The sequence below is a fragment of the Mesorhizobium sp. LSJC269B00 genome, from assembly GCF_000502815.1.
Lineage (GTDB): Bacteria > Pseudomonadota > Alphaproteobacteria > Rhizobiales > Rhizobiaceae > Mesorhizobium.
In genome coordinates, this window is the sequence record NZ_AYVN01000001.1 from 329,879 (window position 1) to 349,896 (window position 20,018).

General features: G+C 62.8%; 15 protein-coding genes. 3 read left to right on the forward strand and 12 right to left on the reverse strand.

Annotated elements, in window-relative coordinates:
- Positions 1-4: 4 nt before the first annotated feature.
- Both X771_RS163175 and X771_RS163170 read right to left on the reverse strand, forming a co-directional pair.
- The gene (locus X771_RS163175; RefSeq protein ID WP_023686319.1) at positions 5-3,364 is read right to left on the reverse strand and encodes a transglutaminase family protein; all 3,360 of its coding nucleotides are present in this window, start codon (positions 3,362-3,364) and stop codon (positions 5-7) included.
- Positions 3,365-3,611: 247 nt separating this feature from the next.
- Positions 3,612-4,808: an acyl-CoA dehydrogenase gene (locus tag X771_RS163170; RefSeq protein ID WP_023686320.1), complete on the reverse strand. Its 1,197-nt coding sequence runs from the start codon at positions 4,806-4,808 to the stop codon at positions 3,612-3,614.
- A 105-nt stretch (positions 4,809-4,913) separates the two neighbouring features.
- Between X771_RS163170 and X771_RS163165 the strand changes: the two genes are divergently transcribed.
- Positions 4,914-5,825 (forward strand): LysR family transcriptional regulator, encoded by a 912-nt coding sequence (locus X771_RS163165; protein WP_023686321.1) that lies wholly within the window; start codon positions 4,914-4,916, stop codon positions 5,823-5,825.
- An 11-nt stretch (positions 5,826-5,836) separates the two neighbouring features.
- Here X771_RS163165 and X771_RS1000000165780 read toward each other — a convergent pair whose 3' ends face one another.
- The 9 genes from X771_RS1000000165780 to X771_RS163125 form a co-directional block, all read right to left on the reverse strand.
- Positions 5,837-6,019, reverse strand: a complete 183-nt coding sequence (locus tag X771_RS1000000165780; protein WP_023671771.1) for a hypothetical protein — start codon at positions 6,017-6,019, stop codon at positions 5,837-5,839.
- A 65-nt stretch (positions 6,020-6,084) separates the two neighbouring features.
- A complete protein-coding gene (locus X771_RS163160; protein WP_023686322.1) occupies positions 6,085-8,406 on the reverse strand; it encodes a Tex family protein in 2,322 nt (773 codons plus the stop codon).
- 114 nt (positions 8,407-8,520) lie between these two features.
- Positions 8,521-9,702 (reverse strand): serine hydrolase, encoded by a 1,182-nt coding sequence (locus tag X771_RS163155; protein ID WP_023686323.1) that lies wholly within the window; start codon positions 9,700-9,702, stop codon positions 8,521-8,523.
- Between the two features lie 33 nt (positions 9,703-9,735).
- The gene (locus X771_RS163150; RefSeq protein WP_023686324.1) at positions 9,736-10,932 is read right to left on the reverse strand and encodes a serine hydrolase; all 1,197 of its coding nucleotides are present in this window, start codon (positions 10,930-10,932) and stop codon (positions 9,736-9,738) included.
- 62 nt (positions 10,933-10,994) lie between these two features.
- Positions 10,995-12,029 carry an extracellular solute-binding protein gene (locus X771_RS163145; protein ID WP_023683465.1) on the reverse strand — a complete coding sequence of 345 codons (1,035 nt, stop codon included), beginning with the start codon at positions 12,027-12,029 and terminating at the stop codon, positions 10,995-10,997.
- A gap of 23 nt (positions 12,030-12,052) precedes the next feature.
- Positions 12,053-12,853, reverse strand: coding sequence for an ABC transporter permease (locus X771_RS163140; RefSeq protein ID WP_023686325.1), 801 nt, complete (start codon positions 12,851-12,853; stop codon positions 12,053-12,055).
- Positions 12,846-13,766 (reverse strand): ABC transporter permease, encoded by a 921-nt coding sequence (locus tag X771_RS163135; RefSeq protein WP_023686326.1) that lies wholly within the window; start codon positions 13,764-13,766, stop codon positions 12,846-12,848. Before X771_RS163135 ends, X771_RS163140 begins: the two co-directional genes overlap by 8 nt.
- Positions 13,767-13,768: 2 nt before the next feature.
- On the reverse strand, positions 13,769-14,869 hold the full coding sequence (locus tag X771_RS163130; protein WP_023686327.1) for an ABC transporter ATP-binding protein: 1,101 nt from the start codon (positions 14,867-14,869) through the stop codon (positions 13,769-13,771).
- 156 nt (positions 14,870-15,025) lie between these two features.
- Entirely contained in the window at positions 15,026-16,705 is a 1,680-nt protein-coding gene (locus tag X771_RS163125) for an amidohydrolase (RefSeq protein WP_023686328.1), read from the reverse strand.
- 276 nt (positions 16,706-16,981) lie between these two features.
- On the opposite strand from X771_RS163125, the gene X771_RS163120 reads away from it, so the two are divergent.
- Both X771_RS163120 and X771_RS163115 read left to right on the forward strand, forming a co-directional pair.
- Positions 16,982-17,635, forward strand: a complete 654-nt coding sequence (locus X771_RS163120; protein WP_023686329.1) for a TetR/AcrR family transcriptional regulator — start codon at positions 16,982-16,984, stop codon at positions 17,633-17,635.
- A 24-nt stretch (positions 17,636-17,659) separates the two neighbouring features.
- Positions 17,660-18,691, forward strand: coding sequence for a histone deacetylase family protein (locus X771_RS163115; protein ID WP_023686330.1), 1,032 nt, complete (start codon positions 17,660-17,662; stop codon positions 18,689-18,691).
- 87 nt (positions 18,692-18,778) lie between these two features.
- On the opposite strand, the gene X771_RS163110 is transcribed toward X771_RS163115, so the two are convergent.
- On the reverse strand, positions 18,779-19,972 hold the full coding sequence (locus X771_RS163110; protein ID WP_023686331.1) for a TMEM43 family protein: 1,194 nt from the start codon (positions 19,970-19,972) through the stop codon (positions 18,779-18,781).
- Between the last annotated feature and the right edge of the window lie 46 nt (positions 19,973-20,018).

Below are 20,018 nucleotides of genomic sequence, written 5' to 3' on the forward strand. Positions count from 1 at the left end.
CTGATCAGAGTCTTGCTGGCCGCCTGAGGTCAAGGGTCATGGGGAAGTCTTCAGAGGCTTCTTCATTGCGCAGCACATAGGCCGACGGCGTATGGCCGCGCGGCTCGAAGCGGGCGAGACGCCTCGCCTCGGCCTCATTGCCGTTGACCGGGAACGTGTCGTAGCTGCGCCCACCTGGATGCGCGACATGGTAGACGCAGCCGCCCACCGCCCGCCCCGTCCAACGGTCGTAAATGTCGAAGACCAAAGGCGTGTTGACCGGCAGCGCCGGATGCAGGCCCGACGAAGGCTGCCAGGCCTTGAAGCGCACACCGGCCACCGCGACCTCGCGATTGTCGGTGACCTTCATCGGCACGATTCGGCCATTGCAGACAATGGCATGACGTTCCGGGTTGAGGCCTTCGGTCCTGACCTGCAGCCGTTCGACCGAGGAATCGACGAAGCGCACGGTGCCGCCGATGGCCCCTTGCTCACCCATCACATGCCACGGCTCCAGCGCCTGCCGCAGTTCCAGCTTGATGCCGGCATGCTGGACTTCGCCGCAGAACGGAAAGCGGAACTCCAGCTGGGCATCGAACCATTCCGGCCGGAATTCGAAACCGTTGAGCTTGAGGTCGTCGAGCACGTCGAGGAAATCCGCCCAGACATAATGCGGCAGCATGAAACGGTCATGGAGCGAGGTGCCCCAGCGCACGAAGCGGCCATCAAGCGGGTTCTTCCACGCACGGGCGATGATGGCGCGCACCAGCAATTGCTGCGCCAGCGACATGCGCGCATTGGGCGGCATCTCGAAACCGCGGAACTCGACAAGCCCAAGCCGGCCGGTCGGGCCATCGGGCGAAAACAGCTTGTCGATGCAGATTTCCGAGCGGTGCGTATTGCCGGTGACGTCAGTCAACAGATTTCGGAACAGTCGGTCCACCAGCCAAGGCAGCGGTGCGTTGCCCTGGTCGGGATGCGGCACCTGCGCCATCGCGATCTCGAGTTCGTAAAGCGAGTCATGCCGCGCCTCGTCGAAGCGCGGCGCCTGGCTGGTCGGGCCGATGAACAGGCCGGAGAATAGATAAGACAGCGACGGGCGCCGCTGCCATTGTAGCACCAGGCTCTTCAACAAATCGGGCCGGCGCAGGAACGGGCTGTCATTGGGCGTTGCGCCGCCGACCACAACATGGTTGCCGCCGCCGGTACCGGTGTGGCGGCCATCGATCATGAACTTGTCGGCGCCAAGCCGTGTCTGCCGTGCTTCCTCGTAAATCGCCGTCGTCGTCGCCACGCAGTCCTGCCAGTTGGCAGCCGGATGGATGTTGACCTCGATGACGCCGGGATCGGGTGCCACCCTGATGACGTTGAGGCGCGGATCGTGCGGCGGTCCATAGCCTTCGATATGCACGGGAAGGCGGATCGCCTTGGCCGCGTTTTCTGCGGCTGCGACCAGTTCGAGATAATCTTCCAGCGCCTCGACCGGCGGCATGAACACGCAAAGCCGCCCGTCGCGCGGCTCGACCGAAAGTGCTGTACGCACCGCGCCGCCGATCTCGGTGATCTCCTGCTCCACCCGGTCTTGCTGGCCGGTCGTCGCAGTGAACGATACCGCCTGCTGGCGCCGCGCCATCTCGTCGGCGCCTTCCAGTTCGGCCGGAGCCGGTTCTGGCAGTATGGCTTCCCGCGCCGGCAGCGGTCCACGCGGCAGCGACGGATCGACCGGCACAATATAGGGGAACTGCGCCGGCGGCACATAGGGCAGCGTGCCCAGCGGCAGGCGGTAACCGACAGGGGAATCGCCCGGCACCAGGAACAGCCGCCCGCGCCGTGTCTTCCACTTCTCCGAGCGCCAGCGCGGGTCCGAAGCCTGGCTGTTCCAGCGCTGCACCGGCAGCACGTAGCCCGACGGCTTGGTCAGCCCGCGCTCGAACACTTTCGCCATGCGGCTGCGCTCTTCCGGGTCTTCCAGCTTGGAGTTGGACGGATCGACATTGTCGGGCAGCTTGCCTTCCTTCAGCAGCCATTCGGCCGGGTCCTCATAGGCCTCGCTGACCATCGCCTTGTCGATGCCGAGTTCGCCGGCGATTGCCGTCAGCAAGCTCTCGGCCTGCTGCGGCCCCACCTTTGCATCGCTCTTTTCGCGTGCGATCAGCGACGGATCGCTCCACACCGGCTGGCCGTCGGTGCGCCAATAGAGCGAAAAGGTCCAGCGCGGCAGGCTTTCGCCCGGATACCATTTGCCCTGGCCGTAGTGGAGGAAGCCGCCCGGCGCGAAGCGTTCGCGCAATTTACGGATCAGCGCATCGGCCTTTTCGCGCTTGGTCGGGCCGACGGCGGCGGTGTTCCACTCGGCGGACTCGAAATCGTCGATCGACACAAAGGTCGGCTCGCCGCCCATGGTCAGCCTGACATCACCCGCTTGAAGTGCGGCGTCGACCTTGTTGCCCAGCGCATCCAGCGCCTGCCAGCTTTCGTCCGAGAATGGCTTGGTGATGCGCGGATGTTCGGCAATGCGGTCGACACGCATGTCGAAGCCGAACTCGACATTGGCAAAGCTCGCCATGCCGGAAATGGGCGCGGCGTTGCGGAAATGCGGCGTGGCCGCCAGCGGCACATGGCTTTCGCCGGTGAGCAGGCCGGACGTCGGATCGAAGCCGATCCAGCCGGCGCCCGGCAGATAGACCTCGCACCAGGCGTGCAGGTCGGTGAAGTCGACGGCGGTTCCGGCTGGGCCATCGAGCGCGACCAGATCGGGCTTCAGCTGGATCAGATAGCCTGAGACGAAACGCGCGGCGAGGCCGAGATTCCTGAGAATTTGCACCAGCAGCCAGCTCGAATCCCGGCACGATCCCTTTTTCGCGGCCAGCGTTTCCTCCGGCGAGAACACGCCGGTTTCCATCCGCACGATATAGGCGATCTCCCGCTGCAGCCGCGCATTGAGGTCGACGACGAAATTGACGGTGTTGGTGGCGCTACGGTCGATGGTTGCGAGGAAAGCCGACAGCAGCGGCCCCGCCGGCTCCGGCGTGCGGTAGATGGCGAGATCGTCCCTGATGTCTTCGGGGTACTCGAACGGGAAGGTCTCGGCCGATGGCTCGACGAAGAAATCGAACGGATTGTAGACCGTCATGTCGGCGACGAGATCGACCTCGATCTTCAATTCCGTCACTGGTTCCGGGAAGACGAAGCGGGCCAGGAAATTGCCGTAGGGGTCCTGCTGCAGATTGACGAAGTGGTTCGCCGGCCCGACCTTCAGCGAATGGCTGAGCACCTTGGTGCGGGAATGCGGTGCCGGCTGCAGCCTGATGACCTGGGGCCCGAGAACCACCGGCCGGTCATATTTGTAATGGGTCAGGTGGTAGACGGCTGCCAGTATTGCCATGGGGCCCCGGAGATCGGCGTTTCTTCAGCCGAACCCTGACACATCTATTGGCCATTCTCCAAGCAGAGATGTTGCGCTGCACCTAAATTAAGCAGCCGAAGCCGGCTACGCTGTGTCGAGATTCAGGTCAGGCCGAGTCGAAAATGGCTGATACCGAGAACCGGAGCAGAGCGTACTTTTGGCACGCGAGCACCGGAAGCGCAGGTATCGGCCATTGCAGGCCGGCCTCACTTGAATTCGGCACAGCTTAGAAAAACGCCTGTATCCCCGTCTGCGCCCGTCCCAAAATCAGCGCATGCACGTCATGCGTGCCTTCATAGGTGTTGACCGTCTCCAAATTCTGCGCATGGCGCATGACGTGGTAGCCGATCTGGATGCCGTTGCCGCCATGCATGTCGCGGGCCTGGCGCGCGATGTCGAGCGCCTTGCCGCAATTGTTGCGCTTGACGATCGAGATCATTTCCGGGGCCATCTTGCCTTCATCCATCAGCCGCCCGACGCGCAGCGAGCCCTGCAGGCCGAGCGCGATCTCGGTCTGCATGTCGCCGAGCTTTTTCTGGAACAGCTGCGTGCCGGCGAGCGGCTTGCCGAACTGCTTGCGGTCGAGTCCATACTGCCGGGCCCGGTGCCAGCAATCCTCGGCGGCGCCCATCGCGCCCCAGGAAATGCCGTAGCGTGCGCGGTTGAGGCAGCCGAATGGGCCGCCGAGGCCCCTGGCGTTGGGCAGCAGCGCATCTTCGCCAACCTCGACGCCTTCCATCACCACTTCGCCGGTGATCGACGCGCGAAGGCTGAGCTTGCCGCCGATCTTCGGCGCCGAAAGCCCCTTCATGCCCTTTTCCAGCACGAAACCGCGGATTTCGTCCTTGCCGCTGTCGCCCTTGAGCTTCGCCCAGATGACGAACACGTCGGCGATCGGCGCGTTGGAGATCCACATTTTCGAGCCGGAAATCTTGTAGCCGTTCGCCGTCTTCTCGGCCCGCGCCTTCATGCCGCCCGGATCGGAACCGGCATCAGGCTCGGTCAGGCCGAAACAGCCGATCCATTCGCCCGAAGCCAGCTTCGGCAGGTATCTCTTGCGCTGTTCTTCCGAGCCATAGGCATGGATGGGGTACATCACCAGCGACGATTGCACCGACATCATCGAGCGGTAGCCGGAATCGACCCGCTCGACCTCGCGCGCCACCAACCCGTAGGTGACGTAATTGGCGCCGAGCCCGCCATATTCCTCAGGGATGGTGATGCCGAGCAGGCCGGCCTCGCCCATCTCGCGAAAGATGCCGGCATCGGTCTTTTCCTCGAGATAGGCCTCCTCGATGCGCGGCGCGAGCTTGTCGGCGGCAAAGGCGGCCGCGCCATCGCGCACCATGCGCTCATCCTCGGAAAGCTGGTTCTCGATCAGGAAGGGGTCTTCCCAAACGAACGCGTTCTTGTCGGCGGCCATGGCTTCGCTCTCTCCAAAATCTTGAAGTGCTCGGGCTTATCCACCTCCGCTTCGGAAAAATCAAACAAAATTGCATCGCAGATCAATGAGGTTTAGTAATGGATCATGAACGTCCAACGCCGGCTTTTACCCAGCACCAGCGCCCTTGCCGCCTTCGAGGCCGTGGCCCGCCTTGGCTCCTTCACCGCTGCCGCCCAGGAACTCGATTTGACCCAAGGGGCCGTCAGCCGCCAGATAGCACTTCTGGAGGAACAGTTCGGCCGCCGGCTGTTCGAGCGCGACAGCCGCAATGTTCGGCTGTCCACGGCGGGCGAAATCTATGCCGAAGCCGTGCGGGCGGCACTCGGGCAATTGCGCGACGCCGCGCTCGGATTGATGAGCAATCGGCATAGCGGCATGCTGAACCTCGCCATACTGCCGACCTTCGGCACGCGCTGGCTGATGCCGCTGATCCCGGATTTCGTCGCAGAAAACCCTGACATCACCATCAACTTCGTCACCCGCATAGGCCGCTTCGACTTCGCCCGCGAGCGGCTCGACGCCGCCATCCATCATGGCCAGCCGGACTGGCCGGACGCAGATTCCACATTGTTGATGCGCGAAACCGTGATGCCGGTGGTCTCGCCAGACTTCCTTGCCAGCCGCGATATCACCACGGCGGCCGACATCAGCCGCCTGCCGCTGCTGCACATGGCGACGCGTCCCGGGGCCTGGGGCGAATGGTTCGAGGAACAGGGCTTGAGCGCACCGATCGGACCCGGCATGCAGTTCGAGCAATTCGGCACCGTTGCCCAAGCCTGCATGGCGGGGCTTGGCGTCGCGCTCCTGCCGCAAGTTCTTATCGCCGGCGAATTGCAGCGCGGTCAGCTCGTGCCGGCGCCGGGACAGCCGATGCAAAGCCGCAGCGCCTACTACCTCGTCGTCCCGAACGACAAGCGCGGCCACCCGCCCGTCGTCAGCTTTCGCGACTGGCTGCTGGGCCAGGTTGAGAAGGAACCGGCCGTTCTGGCCTGGTAGCTACTTCCGCTTCATCGGCTCGGTTTCCGGCTGGAAGCGCAGCGTTTTTGCGACTTGCGTTCGGCAACTTTCGCATCGAGCTTGCTTTTGATCCGGGCGAAAGCCTGGTCTCCATCGACCGAACTGCCACTCGCCATGCCCTCGTCCCAAAGACGCCCCAACTCTTGGACACTCACTTTCTCGAAACTTGCCATATCGCGCGTATCTCCACACAAGGATGGTAGATAACGCTCTAGCGATTGCAAGGAACCATTCGAGGCTACTTCCGCTTCAAGGCATCGGCCAGTGCTGCGCCAAACGCGCCTTGCTGTGCCGGTCGTTCCGGCTGACGCTGCGGCATCGGCGAAGGTTGCGCCGGCTTGCCGCCGCCATTGTCGCGCGGCCCCTTCGGCGTCCCGCCCTCGCCGCCGTCCTTGCGCATGGACAGCGCGATGCGCTTGCGCTTGATGTCGACATCGACGACCCGCACCTTCACCACATCGCCCGCCTTCACCACCTCATGCGCGTCCTTGATGAAACGATCGGCCAGTTGCGAGACATGCACCAGCCCGTCCTGGTGCACGCCGATATCGACGAAGGCGCCGAAGGCCGCGACATTGGTGACGGTGCCTTCGAGAAGCATGCCGGGCTTCAGATCCTTGATATCGTCGACGCCGTCGGCAAAGGTCGCCGTCTTGAAGCCGGGGCGCGGGTCGCGGCCGGGCTTTTCCAGCTCCGCAATGATGTCGCGCACCGTCGGCAGGCCGAACCGTTCGTCAACGAAGACGCGCGGATCGAGCGCCTTGAGCGCGGCACTGTCTCCCATCAGCGAGCGCACATCGCGACCGCAGGCAGCGACGATCTTCTTGGCCACGCCATAGGCTTCCGGATGGACGGACGAGGCGTCGAGCGGCTCGCTGCCATTGGCAATGCGGAGGAAGCCTGCGGACTGTTCGAACGCGCGCGGGCCGAGCCGCGCTACCTTGAGCAGTTCCTTGCGGCTGGCGAACGGCCCGGTCGCATCGCGATGCGCGACAATGGCATCGGCAAGCGACGCGCCCAGGCCTGACACGCGGGCCAAGAGCGGCGCCGAGGCGGTGTTGAGATCGACGCCGACAGCATTCACCGCGTCCTCCACCACCGCCTCCAGCGAGCGGCCAAGCCGGTACTGGTCGACATCATGCTGGTACTGGCCAACGCCGATCGATTTCGGCTCGATCTTGACCAGTTCGGCGAGCGGGTCCTGCAGGCGCCTGGCGATCGACACCGCACCGCGCAGCGACACGTCGAGCCCGGGAAACTCAGCCGCCGCTGTCGCGGAGGCCGAATAGACCGAGGCGCCGGCTTCGCTGACGATCACCTTGAGCGGCTTTGGCCCACCATCTGAAGGCATGTCGGACAGCATGTCGGCGACCAGCTTTTCAGTCTCGCGGCTGCCGGTGCCGTTGCCAATCGAGATCAGCTCGACCTTGTGCAGGCGGATGAGCTTGGCGAGCTCCGCCTGTGTGCCGCGCACATCGTTCCGCGGCGGAAATGGATAGACCGTCGTCGTCGCCAGCACCTTGCCGGTGCCATCTACCACCGCGACCTTGACGCCGGTGCGGATGCCGGGATCGAGCCCCATGGTCGGACGCGATCCTGCGGGCGCTGCCAGCAGCAAATCCTTGAGGTTGCGTGCAAAGACATGGATCGCCTCTTCCTCCGCCCGCTCGCGCAGGTCACGCATCAAATCGAGCGTCAGGTGCAGCGAAAGCTTGATCCGCCAGGTCCAGCCGGCGACTTCCATCAGCCAGCGGTCGCCCGGCAGGCTGCCGCCGATGGCGTAGGCATTGGCGATCATCCGCTCGACCGGCTTCACCGGCGAGGCATGGTCGGCATCGACCTCGATGTCGAGCGACAACACCTCTTCGTTGCGGCCGCGCAGCATGGCCAGCGCACGGTGGCTCGGAACATTTGCCCAACGCTCGACATGGTCGAAATAGTCGGAGAATTTCGCCCCGGCCTCCTGCTTGCCGTCGACGACACGGGCACGCATGAAAGCGCGCTCCTTCATGTAGGTTCGCAATTTGCCGACCAGATCGGCATTTTCCGCAAACTGTTCCGACAGGATGTCGCGTGCGCCTTCCAGTGCGGCCTTGGCGTCGGCCACATCCTCGGTCACATAAGCCAGCGCCGCCTCGGCGGGCACCAACGACCGGTTGGCCAAAATAGCCTCCGCCAATGGCCCCAGCCCGCGCTCCCGGGCGATCTCGGCCTTGGTGCGGCGCTTGGGCTTGTAGGGCAGGTAGATGTCTTCCAGTTCAGCCTTGGTGGCGGCAGCCACAATTTTGGCCTCAAGTTCGTCGGTCAGCTTGCCCTGCTCGCGAATCGAACCAAGGATCGTATCGCGCCGCGCATCGAGCTCGCGCAGATAGGCCAGCCGCTCGGCAAGGTCGCGCAATTGCGTGTCGTCGAGCCCGCCGGTGACCTCCTTGCGGTAGCGCGCCACGAACGGCACCGTCGCGCCCTCATCGAGCAGCCCTATAGCTGCCGATGCCTGCTCCGGCCGCGCCCCGATCTCTGCCGCGATGATGGATGCGATGCGTTTGCTGTCTGCTGCCATGCTGGTCCCTGTCGCAAAGAGCGGCGACCATAGGCGCTGATGTCCGTCCCGCCAACCGCAGTGTTCTCAAGCGTCAAAGAGGTCCACAGGAAAGCGCCTTGCTTTGGCTCGTCCTCAGACCATCCCGCTCAGCGCCTCGAAAAAGGCAACGATCTCGCGTTCGAGCGGATAATCTTCAGGCACCGGCTGCGACCCCATTTTTGCAATCACCACTTCCGTCTTCGGGTTGACGTAGAGCCATTGGCCGTGGATGCCGATGCCGCAGAAGGCGCCGTTTGCCGCCCCCGTCTGGTACCATTTGTTACGGTAACGGCCCTTTGGGAACAGATGCACCATTGTGCCGCGCTGCCAGGCCTCCGCGCTGCCGCCGGCAACGGTCGTATCGCGCACCCAGCCTTCTGGCACGATGCCGCGGCCATTGGCCGTGCCGCCCTGCCGCATCATCTCGCCGATACGCGCCAGGTCGCGCGGCGTCACCGAAATGCCGCCGGCGGTGCGCGCCGTACCTTCCATGTCGACGCCGATCGAAGCCTCGCTGACAGCACCCAGCGGTAGCCACAGTTTCTCGCGCATCAGGTCCGGGAAGCGCTGGCCGGAAGCTCGTTCGAGCAACAGGCCGAGCAGATCGGAATTGGGCGAACGGTAGCGGAAGGTTTTGCCGTGCGGTTCTTCGAGCCGCTGCAAGGTCAGAATGAATTCGCGCAAGCTTTCAGTGCCGCCGCCCGGATTCCACAGCGTAGCGCGACGGTAACGGGCAAAGGCGCTTTCGGGATCGAGATAGGCCTCCTCGAAGTCGAGGCTGACGCTCATATCGAGCACATGCCGGCAGCTTGCATCGGCATAGGCCGAACCGGCGGCTTCCGGAATGTACTGGGTCACCGGCGCTTCCGGGTCGAACACGCCCTCGCCTTCCAGTATTCCGGCGATGATCGCGGTGACCGATTTGCTGATCGAAAAGATGATGTGACGGGCGCCGAAATCCATATTGGGCGCGAACCAGTCGCCGATGACCTTGCCAGCCTTCATCACCGTCAGCGCGTCGCTGCTCGAACGTGTGAGGAATTCGGCCACCGTTTCCGGGGCGCTGGCGATCGAAACCTTTTCGCCGAGCAGGCCGCTCAGGTCCCGCACCGGCGCTTCGACGCTTCCCGGCGTCGCCGCCACGGGAGCGGTCGGCACCAGCTCGCCAAGGTTCTGGAACGACCAGCGGTTGAACGGGCTTTCGCGCCAGTTGGAGAGCAGCACCTCATTGCGGGCAAAGCCGTAGCGGGTCTCGAACGCAGTCTTGCCGGTCATGAACCTTTCCTCAGAGGAATGGTTTGTTGTGGGTCAACCAAGCGCCTTGGCGATGGCGTGCACCGCCTTCAGCGTTGCCACCGAATAGGCGACATTGCTGAAATCCGGATAGCTTGAAAGCTTGACCACGACCATGCCGGTGTCCCAGTCGATATGGATCATCTGCCCGAACACGCCTCGGCACATCAAAGCGCGCGTGCGCGGATTCTCGATCCAGAACTGGTTGCGATAGCTGCCCTCCGGCAGGCTCGGATTGAAGTCCGGCCCATGCTTGCCGTTGCGCGTCGCCTCGATCCAGTCGGCCGGCACGATGCCGCGGCCCTTGTCGAGGATCAGCTGGCCGAAGCGGGCGTAATCGCGCAGCGTCGCGTTGAAGCCGCCATCGGCCAGCGCATAGCCGGCGCTGTCGACCGTGAAGCAAGCGCTTTCGTCGGCGCCGAGCTTTTGCCACAGCTCCTCGGACACCAGCTGCGCCAGCCGTTTACCGGTGACCCGCTCCATGATGAAGGCAAGCACGTCGGTCTCGATCGAGCGGTACTCGAACGCGACGCCATGCGGCCGCACCTTGTCCTTCAGCTGCAGGATCAACTCGAACAGATGCGGCGGCCATTGGAAATCCGGATCGCTGTCCGGCGGCACCGGCTTCCAGCCCGTGGCGACATCAACCTGGCCGATGTCGGAGTAACGGTCGGTGTATTCCTCGGAAAACCGCACGCCGGTGGTCATATCCAGCACATGCTGCACGCTGGCGCCGTCCCAGCCGGTCGCGCCGAGCTCCGGCAGATAGGCGGTCACCGGTTTGGCCGGGTCGATCAAGCCGCGCCCAACCAGAATACCGAACACGGTGCCTGTTACCGACTTCGCCATCGACTGCGACAGATGCAGCGTGCGCTCGGCCATGCCGTTGAAATAGCGCTCATAGGCGACCTTGCCGTCTTTGAGCACCAGGAAGCCGTCCGTGTAGGTCTCGTCGAGCAGGCCAACGAGCGTCGTCGGACGGCCCTTGCTGTCTTCCACCGGCAGCGCGTCGAGATCGGTCTCTGCGCGCTCAAGACGATGGCGATGGCCATTACCGCGCCAGACCTCGATGGTCGGCAGGAATTCGCGGATGTGTTGGAAGGCCCAGCGATTCCATGGCGGCCGGTCCCAGTTGAGCTTCGGCAGCACCATTTGAGGCGGCGAGCCCTGCATGATCGACGGCCGCGGATCGCTGTTGCGATAGGAGTCCATGAAAGCCATTCCGGAAAAGAAAAGACCCGGCGGCGCATGCCGCCGGGTCTGTCAGACTGCGGTTATTTCTGCAGTTCGGTCCAGATCTTGGTGTAGATGTCCTGGATCTCAGGCGCGCACATCTTCTGGAATTCGCCTTGTGCCTTCGCAGCCTCCGGAATGACGACTTCCGGGGCATCCTTCATATCGGCCGGCATGTACTTGTCCGAGCCGGTAATGGCGTTTGCGTAGCGATGGAAGGCCGAGAGGCCGGCCGCGTTTTCCGGATCCATGATGAAGTTCTGGAACAGCTTGGCGTTCTCGACATTTTTGGCTTCCTTGAGAACGACGACGTTATCGCTCCACAGGCCGTAGCCTTCCTTCGGATAATTGTAATGGATGGCCGGATTGGCCAGCCGCTGACGCAGCGCCGAACCGTTCCAGTCGCTGGTCGCCTTGAAGTCGCCGGCGCCCATCTTTTCGATGGTGTTGTATTCCATGGCGATCCAGTTCGGCTTGGCCGCGACAAGCGTGTCGCGCACCTTCTTCAGCACCGTCTTGTCGTCGGTGCACTGCTGGCCGCCGACATATTTGATCGCCGCGAAGATAACGTCATTCATCTCGGGAACGACATTGGTCTTGCCCTTCAGCTCGTCCGGCGTGTTGAAGATGATGCCCCAGCTGTCGGCTGGTCCCTTGTAGGCATCGGTGTTGACGACGACGCCGACGGTGCCCAGCGCCCACGGCACGGAATATTTGCGGCCGGGGTCGAAGTCTGGATTGGCCCATTCCGGCGCCACGTTCTTGAAGTTCTCCATCTTGCCCGGATCGGTCTCCTGCACGAGGCCCTCCTTGATCCAGATCGGCACGTAGGTTTGCGACGGAACGGCGATGTCGAAGCCGGTGCCGCCCTGGCGTACCTTGGCGAGCGCCGTATCGTTGGAATCGTAATCGGTGATGGTCACCTTGACGTTGTATTTGGCTTCGAACTTTTTGATCACGTCGGGGCTGGTATAGTTGCCCCAATTGTAGATGTTCAGCTCGCCATCGGCGCTGGCCAGGCTCGTCGTTGCGAGCAGCGCCAACCCCATGGCGGCTGTCGTTGTTTTCCAGTTCATGTTTTTAGCTCCCATTTGTCGGTTCAGTCTCTTTTCCTGCTGACGAAGAAAAACAACGTGACGATCGCGACCGAAAGCAGCAGGAAGGCGGTCGATATCGCGTTGATCTCAGGCGTGATGCCGCGGCGGATCTGGCCGAGCATGTAGGTGGGCAGCGTATCCTGGCCGCCCGATTTGACAAACTCGGTGATGACGACGTCATCGAGCGAGATGACGAATGCCAGCATCAGTCCGGCCAGTATGCCGGGCCACAAAAGCGGCAGCGTGATGCGGCGGAAGGTCTTCCAAGGCGTCGCGTACAGATCGGCGGCCGCGCGCTCCAGCGTCAGGTCCATGTTTTCCAGCCGCGCCCGGATCGGCAGATAGGCGAACGGGATGCAGAAAGCCGTGTGCGCGGCGATCAGATAGCCAATGCCGGAATAGCCGGTGAAGATCTTGATGCGCGAGAAGAAGATCAGCAGCGCCACGCCGGTGACGATCTCGGGCACCATCAGCGGCTGGTTGATCGCCGCATATTTGAAGGTGAGGCCCGGATAGGATGCGGTGCGCGTGGTGGCGAGCGCGGCCATGGTGGCAAAGATTGTCGACAGCACCGCAGCGACGGCGCCGATCCGGAACGAGCGTAGCGTCGCGTCGATAACTTGCACGTTCTGCCAAGCCGACTGAAACCAGCGCATCGAAAAGCCGCCCCATTCCGACGTCGAGTTCGCCGCGTTGAAGGCATAGGCGACCAGCACGATGATCGGCAGATAGAGCACGATAAAACAGGTCGCAGCGATCACCGTGAAGCCGGTCTGGTGCTTGATGGAAAAGTTCTTAGCCATGCCGCGCCCCCGACTTGCCGGCATTGCGCACATAGGCAAGCAAGGCAACCATGACGATGATCATCACCGTGATCGACAGCGCCGAGCCGAGCGGCCAGTTGCGGCCTTGGCCGAACTGCAATTCGATCAGGTTAGACAGCATCATATTCTTGCCGCCGCCAAGCACGCTCGGCGTCACATAGGCGCCAAGGGCTGGAATGAAGACCAGGATGGAGCCGGCAATGACGCCGGGTTTGACCAGCGGGAAAATGATCTTCCGCAATACATTGAAACGGGTCGCGTAGAGGTCGTAGCCCGCCTCGACGAGGCGAAAATCAAGCTTCTCCATGCTGGCATAGATCGGCAGCACCATCAGCGGCAGATAGACATAGGCCATGCCGATCAGAATCGCCGTGTCGGTGAAGAGAATCTGCACCGGCGCTGAGACGATACCAAGCTTCATAAGGATGGTGTTGATGATGCCTTCGTTGCGGATGATCTGCAGCACGGCGAAGGTGCGGATCAGCAGGTTGGTCCAGAACGGAATGGTGATCAGGAACAGCCAGAGATCCCTGGTCTTCTCGCTGCGCGTCGCCATGAAATAGGCGGTTGGAAACCCTAATGCCAAAGTTGCGATCGTCGTTATCACCGCCAACTTGATCGAGCGCCAGAATATGGTGACGTGCGCTGCCGCAAGCGAAAGCGTATCGTCGAAAATGTCGCGTTCCATGAACACCGACAGCCAGGCATCGGGCGAGAACTGCCACTTCACATCGCCATAGGGGCCAGGCGTCAGGAACGAGTAGATCAGCACGATCAGCAAGGGGCCGGTCGCGGCGAGGAAGATCACCAGCAAGGCTGGCGCTGACAGCAGCCAGCGGTCGCGCACATCGCGTCGCTGCGCTGCCTTGGCGACTTGTTCCGCGGTCGCCATGATCAGTCCTTCAGCACTTGCGCGGCGTCGTTGCCGATCATGATGCCGATCTGGCCGCCCTGCACGAAGCCGTCACCGGCGCCGCGGCTGTTCTGACGCCGCACGATGAACGGCTCGCCACCGGCAAGGCGCAGATGGAAGTGCGTGTCGGTGCCGAGATAGACGATGTTTTCGACGGTGCCGGACAGCGAAGCGCTCGGGCTGGCCGTGCCCAACTGCGCATGCTCTGGACGCACGACGATGGTGACCTTGCCGCTGGGGCTGAAGCCTTCCGGCAGCGAGGCTGGGATTTCCACACCAGACGGCAGCTTCACCGTCGCCCGGCCACCAGTCGCGTTAACCACATCCGCCTTGAGGAAGTTCGACTCGCCGATGAAGTCGGCGACGAAACGCTCGGCCGGCCGGTCGTAGATGTCGCGCGGCGAGCCGACCTGCAGGATCTTGCCCGACGACATCACCGCGATGCGGTCAGACATGGTCAGCGCTTCCTCCTGGTCGTGGGTGACGAAGATGAAGGTAATGCCGGTCTCGTGCTGCAGCCGCTTCAATTCGATCTGCATTTCCTTGCGCAGCTTGTAGTCGAGCGCCGAGAGCGGTTCGTCGAGCAAGAGCACCTTGGGCTGCGGCGCCAGCGCCCGGGCGAGCGCCACGCGCTGCTGCTGGCCGCCGGAGATCTGGCTGGTGCGGCGACCCGCCAGCGCCTCCATCTTCACCAGTTTCAGCATCTCGGCGACGCGCGCCTTGATCTCGGCCTTCGGCTTGCCCAGCATTTCCAGGCCAAAGCCGATATTTTCGGCGACCGTCATATGCGGGAACAATGCGTAGGATTGGAAGACGGTGTTGACCGGCCGCTTGAAGGGCGGCAACGGCGCGATGTCCTGACCGTAGAGGAGGATTTCGCCGGCGGTTGGAAAGTCGAAGCCGGCAATCAGCCGCAGCAACGTGGTCTTGCCGCAGCCGGATGGTCCCAGCAGGGTGAAGAACTCATTCTCGCGGATGGATACCGAGACCGTATCGAGGGCAGCGACCTGCCCCTCACCCGATCCGAAAATTTTACTGACGTTTACGACTTCAATTGCATTCCGATCCGGTTTTTCCGGCACGATACGCCTCACTGTTGACCCCGCTCTTGCTGGCGGAGTTTTTCCCCTGTTCGATGTGACCACACGGCCGGTAGGTTGGCAAGTCCGGCATTGAATCACAGTTCAGTCGGTCATTTCGTCTTGCAAGCGGCAAGCTGTGCAAGCCGCATGCCATTGTCAGGCCTGGTAGGTGACCTTGCCACCGCAGACCGTCGTCACCGGCCGCAGCTTGTGTAGATCGGCCGGCGCCGTCTTCTCGATATCGGCCGACAAAACCACCAGATCCGCCATATAGCCGGGTTTCAGAACGCCTTTGCGATGCTCGGCGAATTCGGCATAGGCGCCCTCGACCGTGTAGGCGGCAATCGCTTCCTGCAGCGAGAAACTCTGGTCAGGATCGCCTTCTGCCCATGGTTTGCGCTGCACTGCCGCCTGAATGCTCAGGATCGGGTCGATCGCTGCCACCGGCCAGTCCGAGGCGAACACGACATGGGCGCCGGCGCTTTTCAGGGTGCGCCAGGCATAGCTCAGCGGCCAGCGGGCCGGCCCGATGCGTGACACCGTCGGCTCCAGCGGAAAATCCATGGCGCCGGGCGGATGCGACGGCTGCATCGAGGCGATGACGCCGAGTTCGGCAAAACGCGGCACGTCGGCTGCTGTGGTGACCTCGATGTGCTCAACCCTGTGCCGGCTGTCGCGCTTGCCATTGACCTTCTGCGCCGCCTCGTAACCGTCGAGCACTGCGCGCACCGCGCCGTCGCCGATCGAGTGCACGGCGATCTGCAGCCCGCCTTTGTCGATAGCCACGGCGAGATCGATAAATTGCTGCGGCGTGAACAGCGGCTCGCCGACCCAGTCGGGACGGTCGGCATAAGGTTCGACCATAACAGCGGTCCAGGAATCGAGCACGCCGTCATAGAACACCTTGACCATGCCCGACGACAGCCACTCGCTGTGGTAGCGCTCGGCCATGACGGACGCCTTCTCGAGCATGTCGAGCGTCATGAAGTTCTTGTAGTGGAACGGGATCTTGACGCGGCAGGGCAATCCCTCCTCTGCCTCGATCTCGGAAAGCAGTTCGAGCTGGTAGAGATTGCCGTCCATGTTCTGGATCGAGGTGATGCCGTGGCGCGCGCACCATGCAAGCCCGCGCCGCATGATGTCACGGTCAGCGGCCCGCTCGGCGGCCGACGGCGTTGGGTCCGGCTCGCCGCCGGTCGACAGCCCCAGCCGCACCCGGCTTTCGCCGGCAAGGTCGAGCACCGGACCGAAGGCCTCGCCCTCGCGCAATTCGCCCGCGGCCAGGCCGTCGACACCCATCACGATCTCGTTGCCCGGACCGAGCGTGCGTCCCTTCAGGATGCCGGCTATCTCCAACGCCTTGGTGTTGGCCCACATCGTATGGTGGTCGGGCGCTGCCATGCAGAAGGGGCGGTCGGGCAGGATGGCGTCGAGATGATGGCGTGTCACCCGCTCGTCGCCGAGCACGGTGTAGTCGACGCCCTGTCCCACAAGCATTTTCGCCTCGGGCCGCGTCGTTGCGTAGTCGCGGATGGCGCTTTGAAGCGCCTCGAATCCATGGATACCGCCGAGTTGAAGATGCGCGAGCTCGGCCCCTCCCGAGAACAGATGCATGTGGGCTTCGATGAAACCGGGCAGGACCGAACCGCCCTTGGCGTCGATCACCTCTGTGGTCGTTCCCTTGAGTTTTTCGATGGCGGCGTGGTTGCCTATGGCGATGATGGCGCCGTCCTTGACGGCAATCGCCTGGGCGGCGGGATTGTCATCGTCCATGGTCCGCACGCGACCATTGATGACGATCAGATCAGCATTTTGACCCGCACCCGTGACAGACATCGCGACTCCGCGCTTTTGACGACTGGCTGAGACGACAACCCTCTTGTCCGACAAGCTGCCACTCCGCTGGAGCGGCGTTATCGGACGAAAACTGATGCCAGTGCGCTGTTTCGAAATTCCCCTTGTGATCTCTCAAAACAGCGTGGATAAAAGAATGCGACTAATTATTCGCGTTTGTCAACGTGCCGAATTTCGAATGTATTGTGGACAACACACCACGCCAATGTTGAGACCGGGACCTGTGTTGAAACCGGCTGGGAACGAAGGCATCAATCCGTGAAGCGCAGTCTCAGCCGCGAAACCAGGATGGCGCTCGAACCGCGCAAGCAGCCGCGGCAGGAACGGTCGAGCAAGGTGGTCGACAGGATACTCGACGCTGCGCTGATCCTGACGCGGGAGCAAGGAACCAAGACGCCGACGACGCTCGCCATTGCCCGGCGCGCGGGCCTGTCGGTCGGTTCGGTCTACCAGTACTTTCCCAACAAGGAAGCCATTCTCCTCGACCTCGCCCGGCGCTGGCTGTCGTCCTTTCCCGAGGTGATCGCCAGGCGCATCGAGGTCACCCCACCCACCAACCGCGACGAATTTCGGCAGGAGGTGCGCAAGCTCTTCATCGATACCTCCAGAATATATCTCGAAAACGCCACCCTGATGCCGGTGATCGAGGCGATATCCGGCAATGCCGACCTCAGGCCGATCCAGGACGAATATGACGAGCAGATCATCGCGCTTTACGCCGCGTGGCTGCAGCATGTGAACCCGGCCCTTGAAGACAAGATCGCCAGCCGGCTCGGCGTGCTGATGATGGATGTCGGGCACGCCTGCCGGCTTGTGGGGTTGAAGCGGGATCGCAAGACATACGACCTCATCGAGGACGATGTGGAAAGAATGTGGCTCGCTTTGGTCACCCCCTATCTCAACCTTGACTGATTTCGCTATTTCGAGAGGAAATTCATGAAGACTGTCTATTCGCCGCTTCATGCCGGCCATGCCGGCCAGATGGAACTGGTCACGTCGGCAATCGTGCCGGGTTTCGAAAAGCCGTCGCGGGCCGAGTTCATCAAGGCGCGGGTCGAGAGCGAGAAGCTGGGGCCGATCATCGGACCGGTCGAGCACGATCTCACAGCCGCCAAGCGCATCCACAAGGCCGACTATATCGACTTCCTGCCGACCGTCTGGCCGGCGTGGAAGGCCGCCGGCTTCGAGGGCACGGCGATGCCCTTCACCTGGCCGACGCGCGGCCTGCGCGGCGACGTGCCACCCAAGCGCGTCGACGCCTTGCTCGGCTACTATTCCTTCGACGCCGGCGCCACCTTCGTCGAAGGCACATGGACCGCGATCAAATCGTCCTATGACGTGGCGCTGACGGCGGCCGCCTTGGTCAAGGGTGGCGAGCGGTCGGCCTTCGCGCTTTGCCGCCCGCCCGGCCATCACGCCGGTGCCGGGTTCATGGGCGGCTACTGCTACATCAACAATGCTGCGGTCGCCGCGCAGTGGTTCCTCGACCAGGGCGCCGAACGCGTCTCGATCCTCGACGTCGACTACCACCACGGCAATGGCACGCAGGAGATCTTCTATGAACGCGCCGACGTGCAGGTTCTCAACCTGCATGGCGATCCCATGGTCGAGTATCCGTTCTTCCTCGGCCATGCCGATGAACGCGGCGCCGGCGCCGGCGAAGGTTTCAACGTCAACTATCCCATGCCCTTCGGCACCAATTGGGACGCCTGGAACGCCTCGCTGGAGGATGCCTGCGTCAAGCTCGCCGCCTACGCCCCCGATATCGTCATCGTCTCCCTTGGCGTCGACACCTTCGAGAAGGACCCGATCAGCCAGTTCAAGCTAAAAAGCCCGGACTATCCGAAGATCGGCCATCGCATCGCCAAGCTCGGCCTGCCGACGCTGTTCGTCATGGAAGGCGGTTACGCCGTCGAGGAGATCGGCATCAACGCCGTCGGCGTGCTCACCGGCTTCGAGGACAAATAGGAAAGCAATTCCAGGACAAGTGTGAAGCGGTTTTCCGGCCGGAATTGCGCCAAAGAGATATGGGGCGGCTCCGGCCGCCCCGACCATCTAGGCGGCCGCAGCCGGGTTGGGTGCAACCACCGGAACGGCTGGCCTTCGCAACCGGCCGATGCGGTAGACAATCACCGCCGCAATCACGCCTGTCGCCAGGATGGCCACCGCCAGCAACGGCCGGTACCAGAACCAGGCAATCGCAATCGTCACCGTGCCGACCAGGATCGCCAGGACGAAGGCGATAATGCCGGTACCCATCCGCGCCATGCTGCCGAGGAAGGGTATGACATCGAGGATCACCCCGATCGGGCTGAGGAACAGCGCAAAGCCTATGGTCAGCAACAGCAAGCCGGCGCAGCGCAGCAGCCAGGTGATCAGCGTGTTGGCGCTGACCGCGTCGGCGAACATCTTTTCGGCCGGGACGTTGCCGGTATCCACCATCAGCAGCGCATCGCCGGCTTGCGTCTGATAGGGCTCGAAGCGGCTGCCGGCCTGGCGCGCGATGATACTGATCACGCCCAGCGGCGCCAGTTCGTAGCCGATACGATAGTCGCCCAAAGCGGGCGTCGTGTTGTCATTGCCGAGAAAAATCTTGCCATCGACGATGCTGAGCGGTTTCGTTCCGGTATAGGCAGCTTTTATCGCCGCCGACTGGTCGGCTGACAGCGAATAGTCCTTGTCACCCTCGATGCGGTCCAGCACTGGCGTATCGAGATCGAAGGCGACAAGCTTGCCCTCAGGAATCTGGAAGGTCCGGCCATGGATTTCCATCGGCGGATTCTGGTGGCCGTCCGGCTTCTTGAAATCGGAGGAGTCGATCTGGCTGTCGTCCCACACCTTGGAATAGCTGTAGGTGGTCACCGTCTCTTCGCCACCGCCGAGCTTCTTGGTCGTCTCCGACTTGGACTCTTCCTTCCACTGATACATCTCGACGCTCCGCGACAGCCGCAGCCCTTGCGTGGCGATGCCGAAATCCGGATCCGCCAGGCCGCTGTCCGCCGTCACCAGTCCGCTGACATGAACCAGCTTGCCGTCATTGGCGGTATCGACGCTGTCGGCGCCGACCGAAACCACCGCTCCAGAACCTTCGGCCAGCGAGCGCGCCGTCTGCACGGCGCGGCCTTCGTTCCAGAACAGCCCGATCACCATCAGCACGATCAGGACAAGGCCGAAGATGACCCCGCCGACCGCGCGCTCGATCCGCCCGAACCACGAGACGGACGTTACTTCCCGAAATGAATCGCTCATCGTTTCCCCCGAAACAAAGTTATCCCAAAATTACAACGCGGCCGGC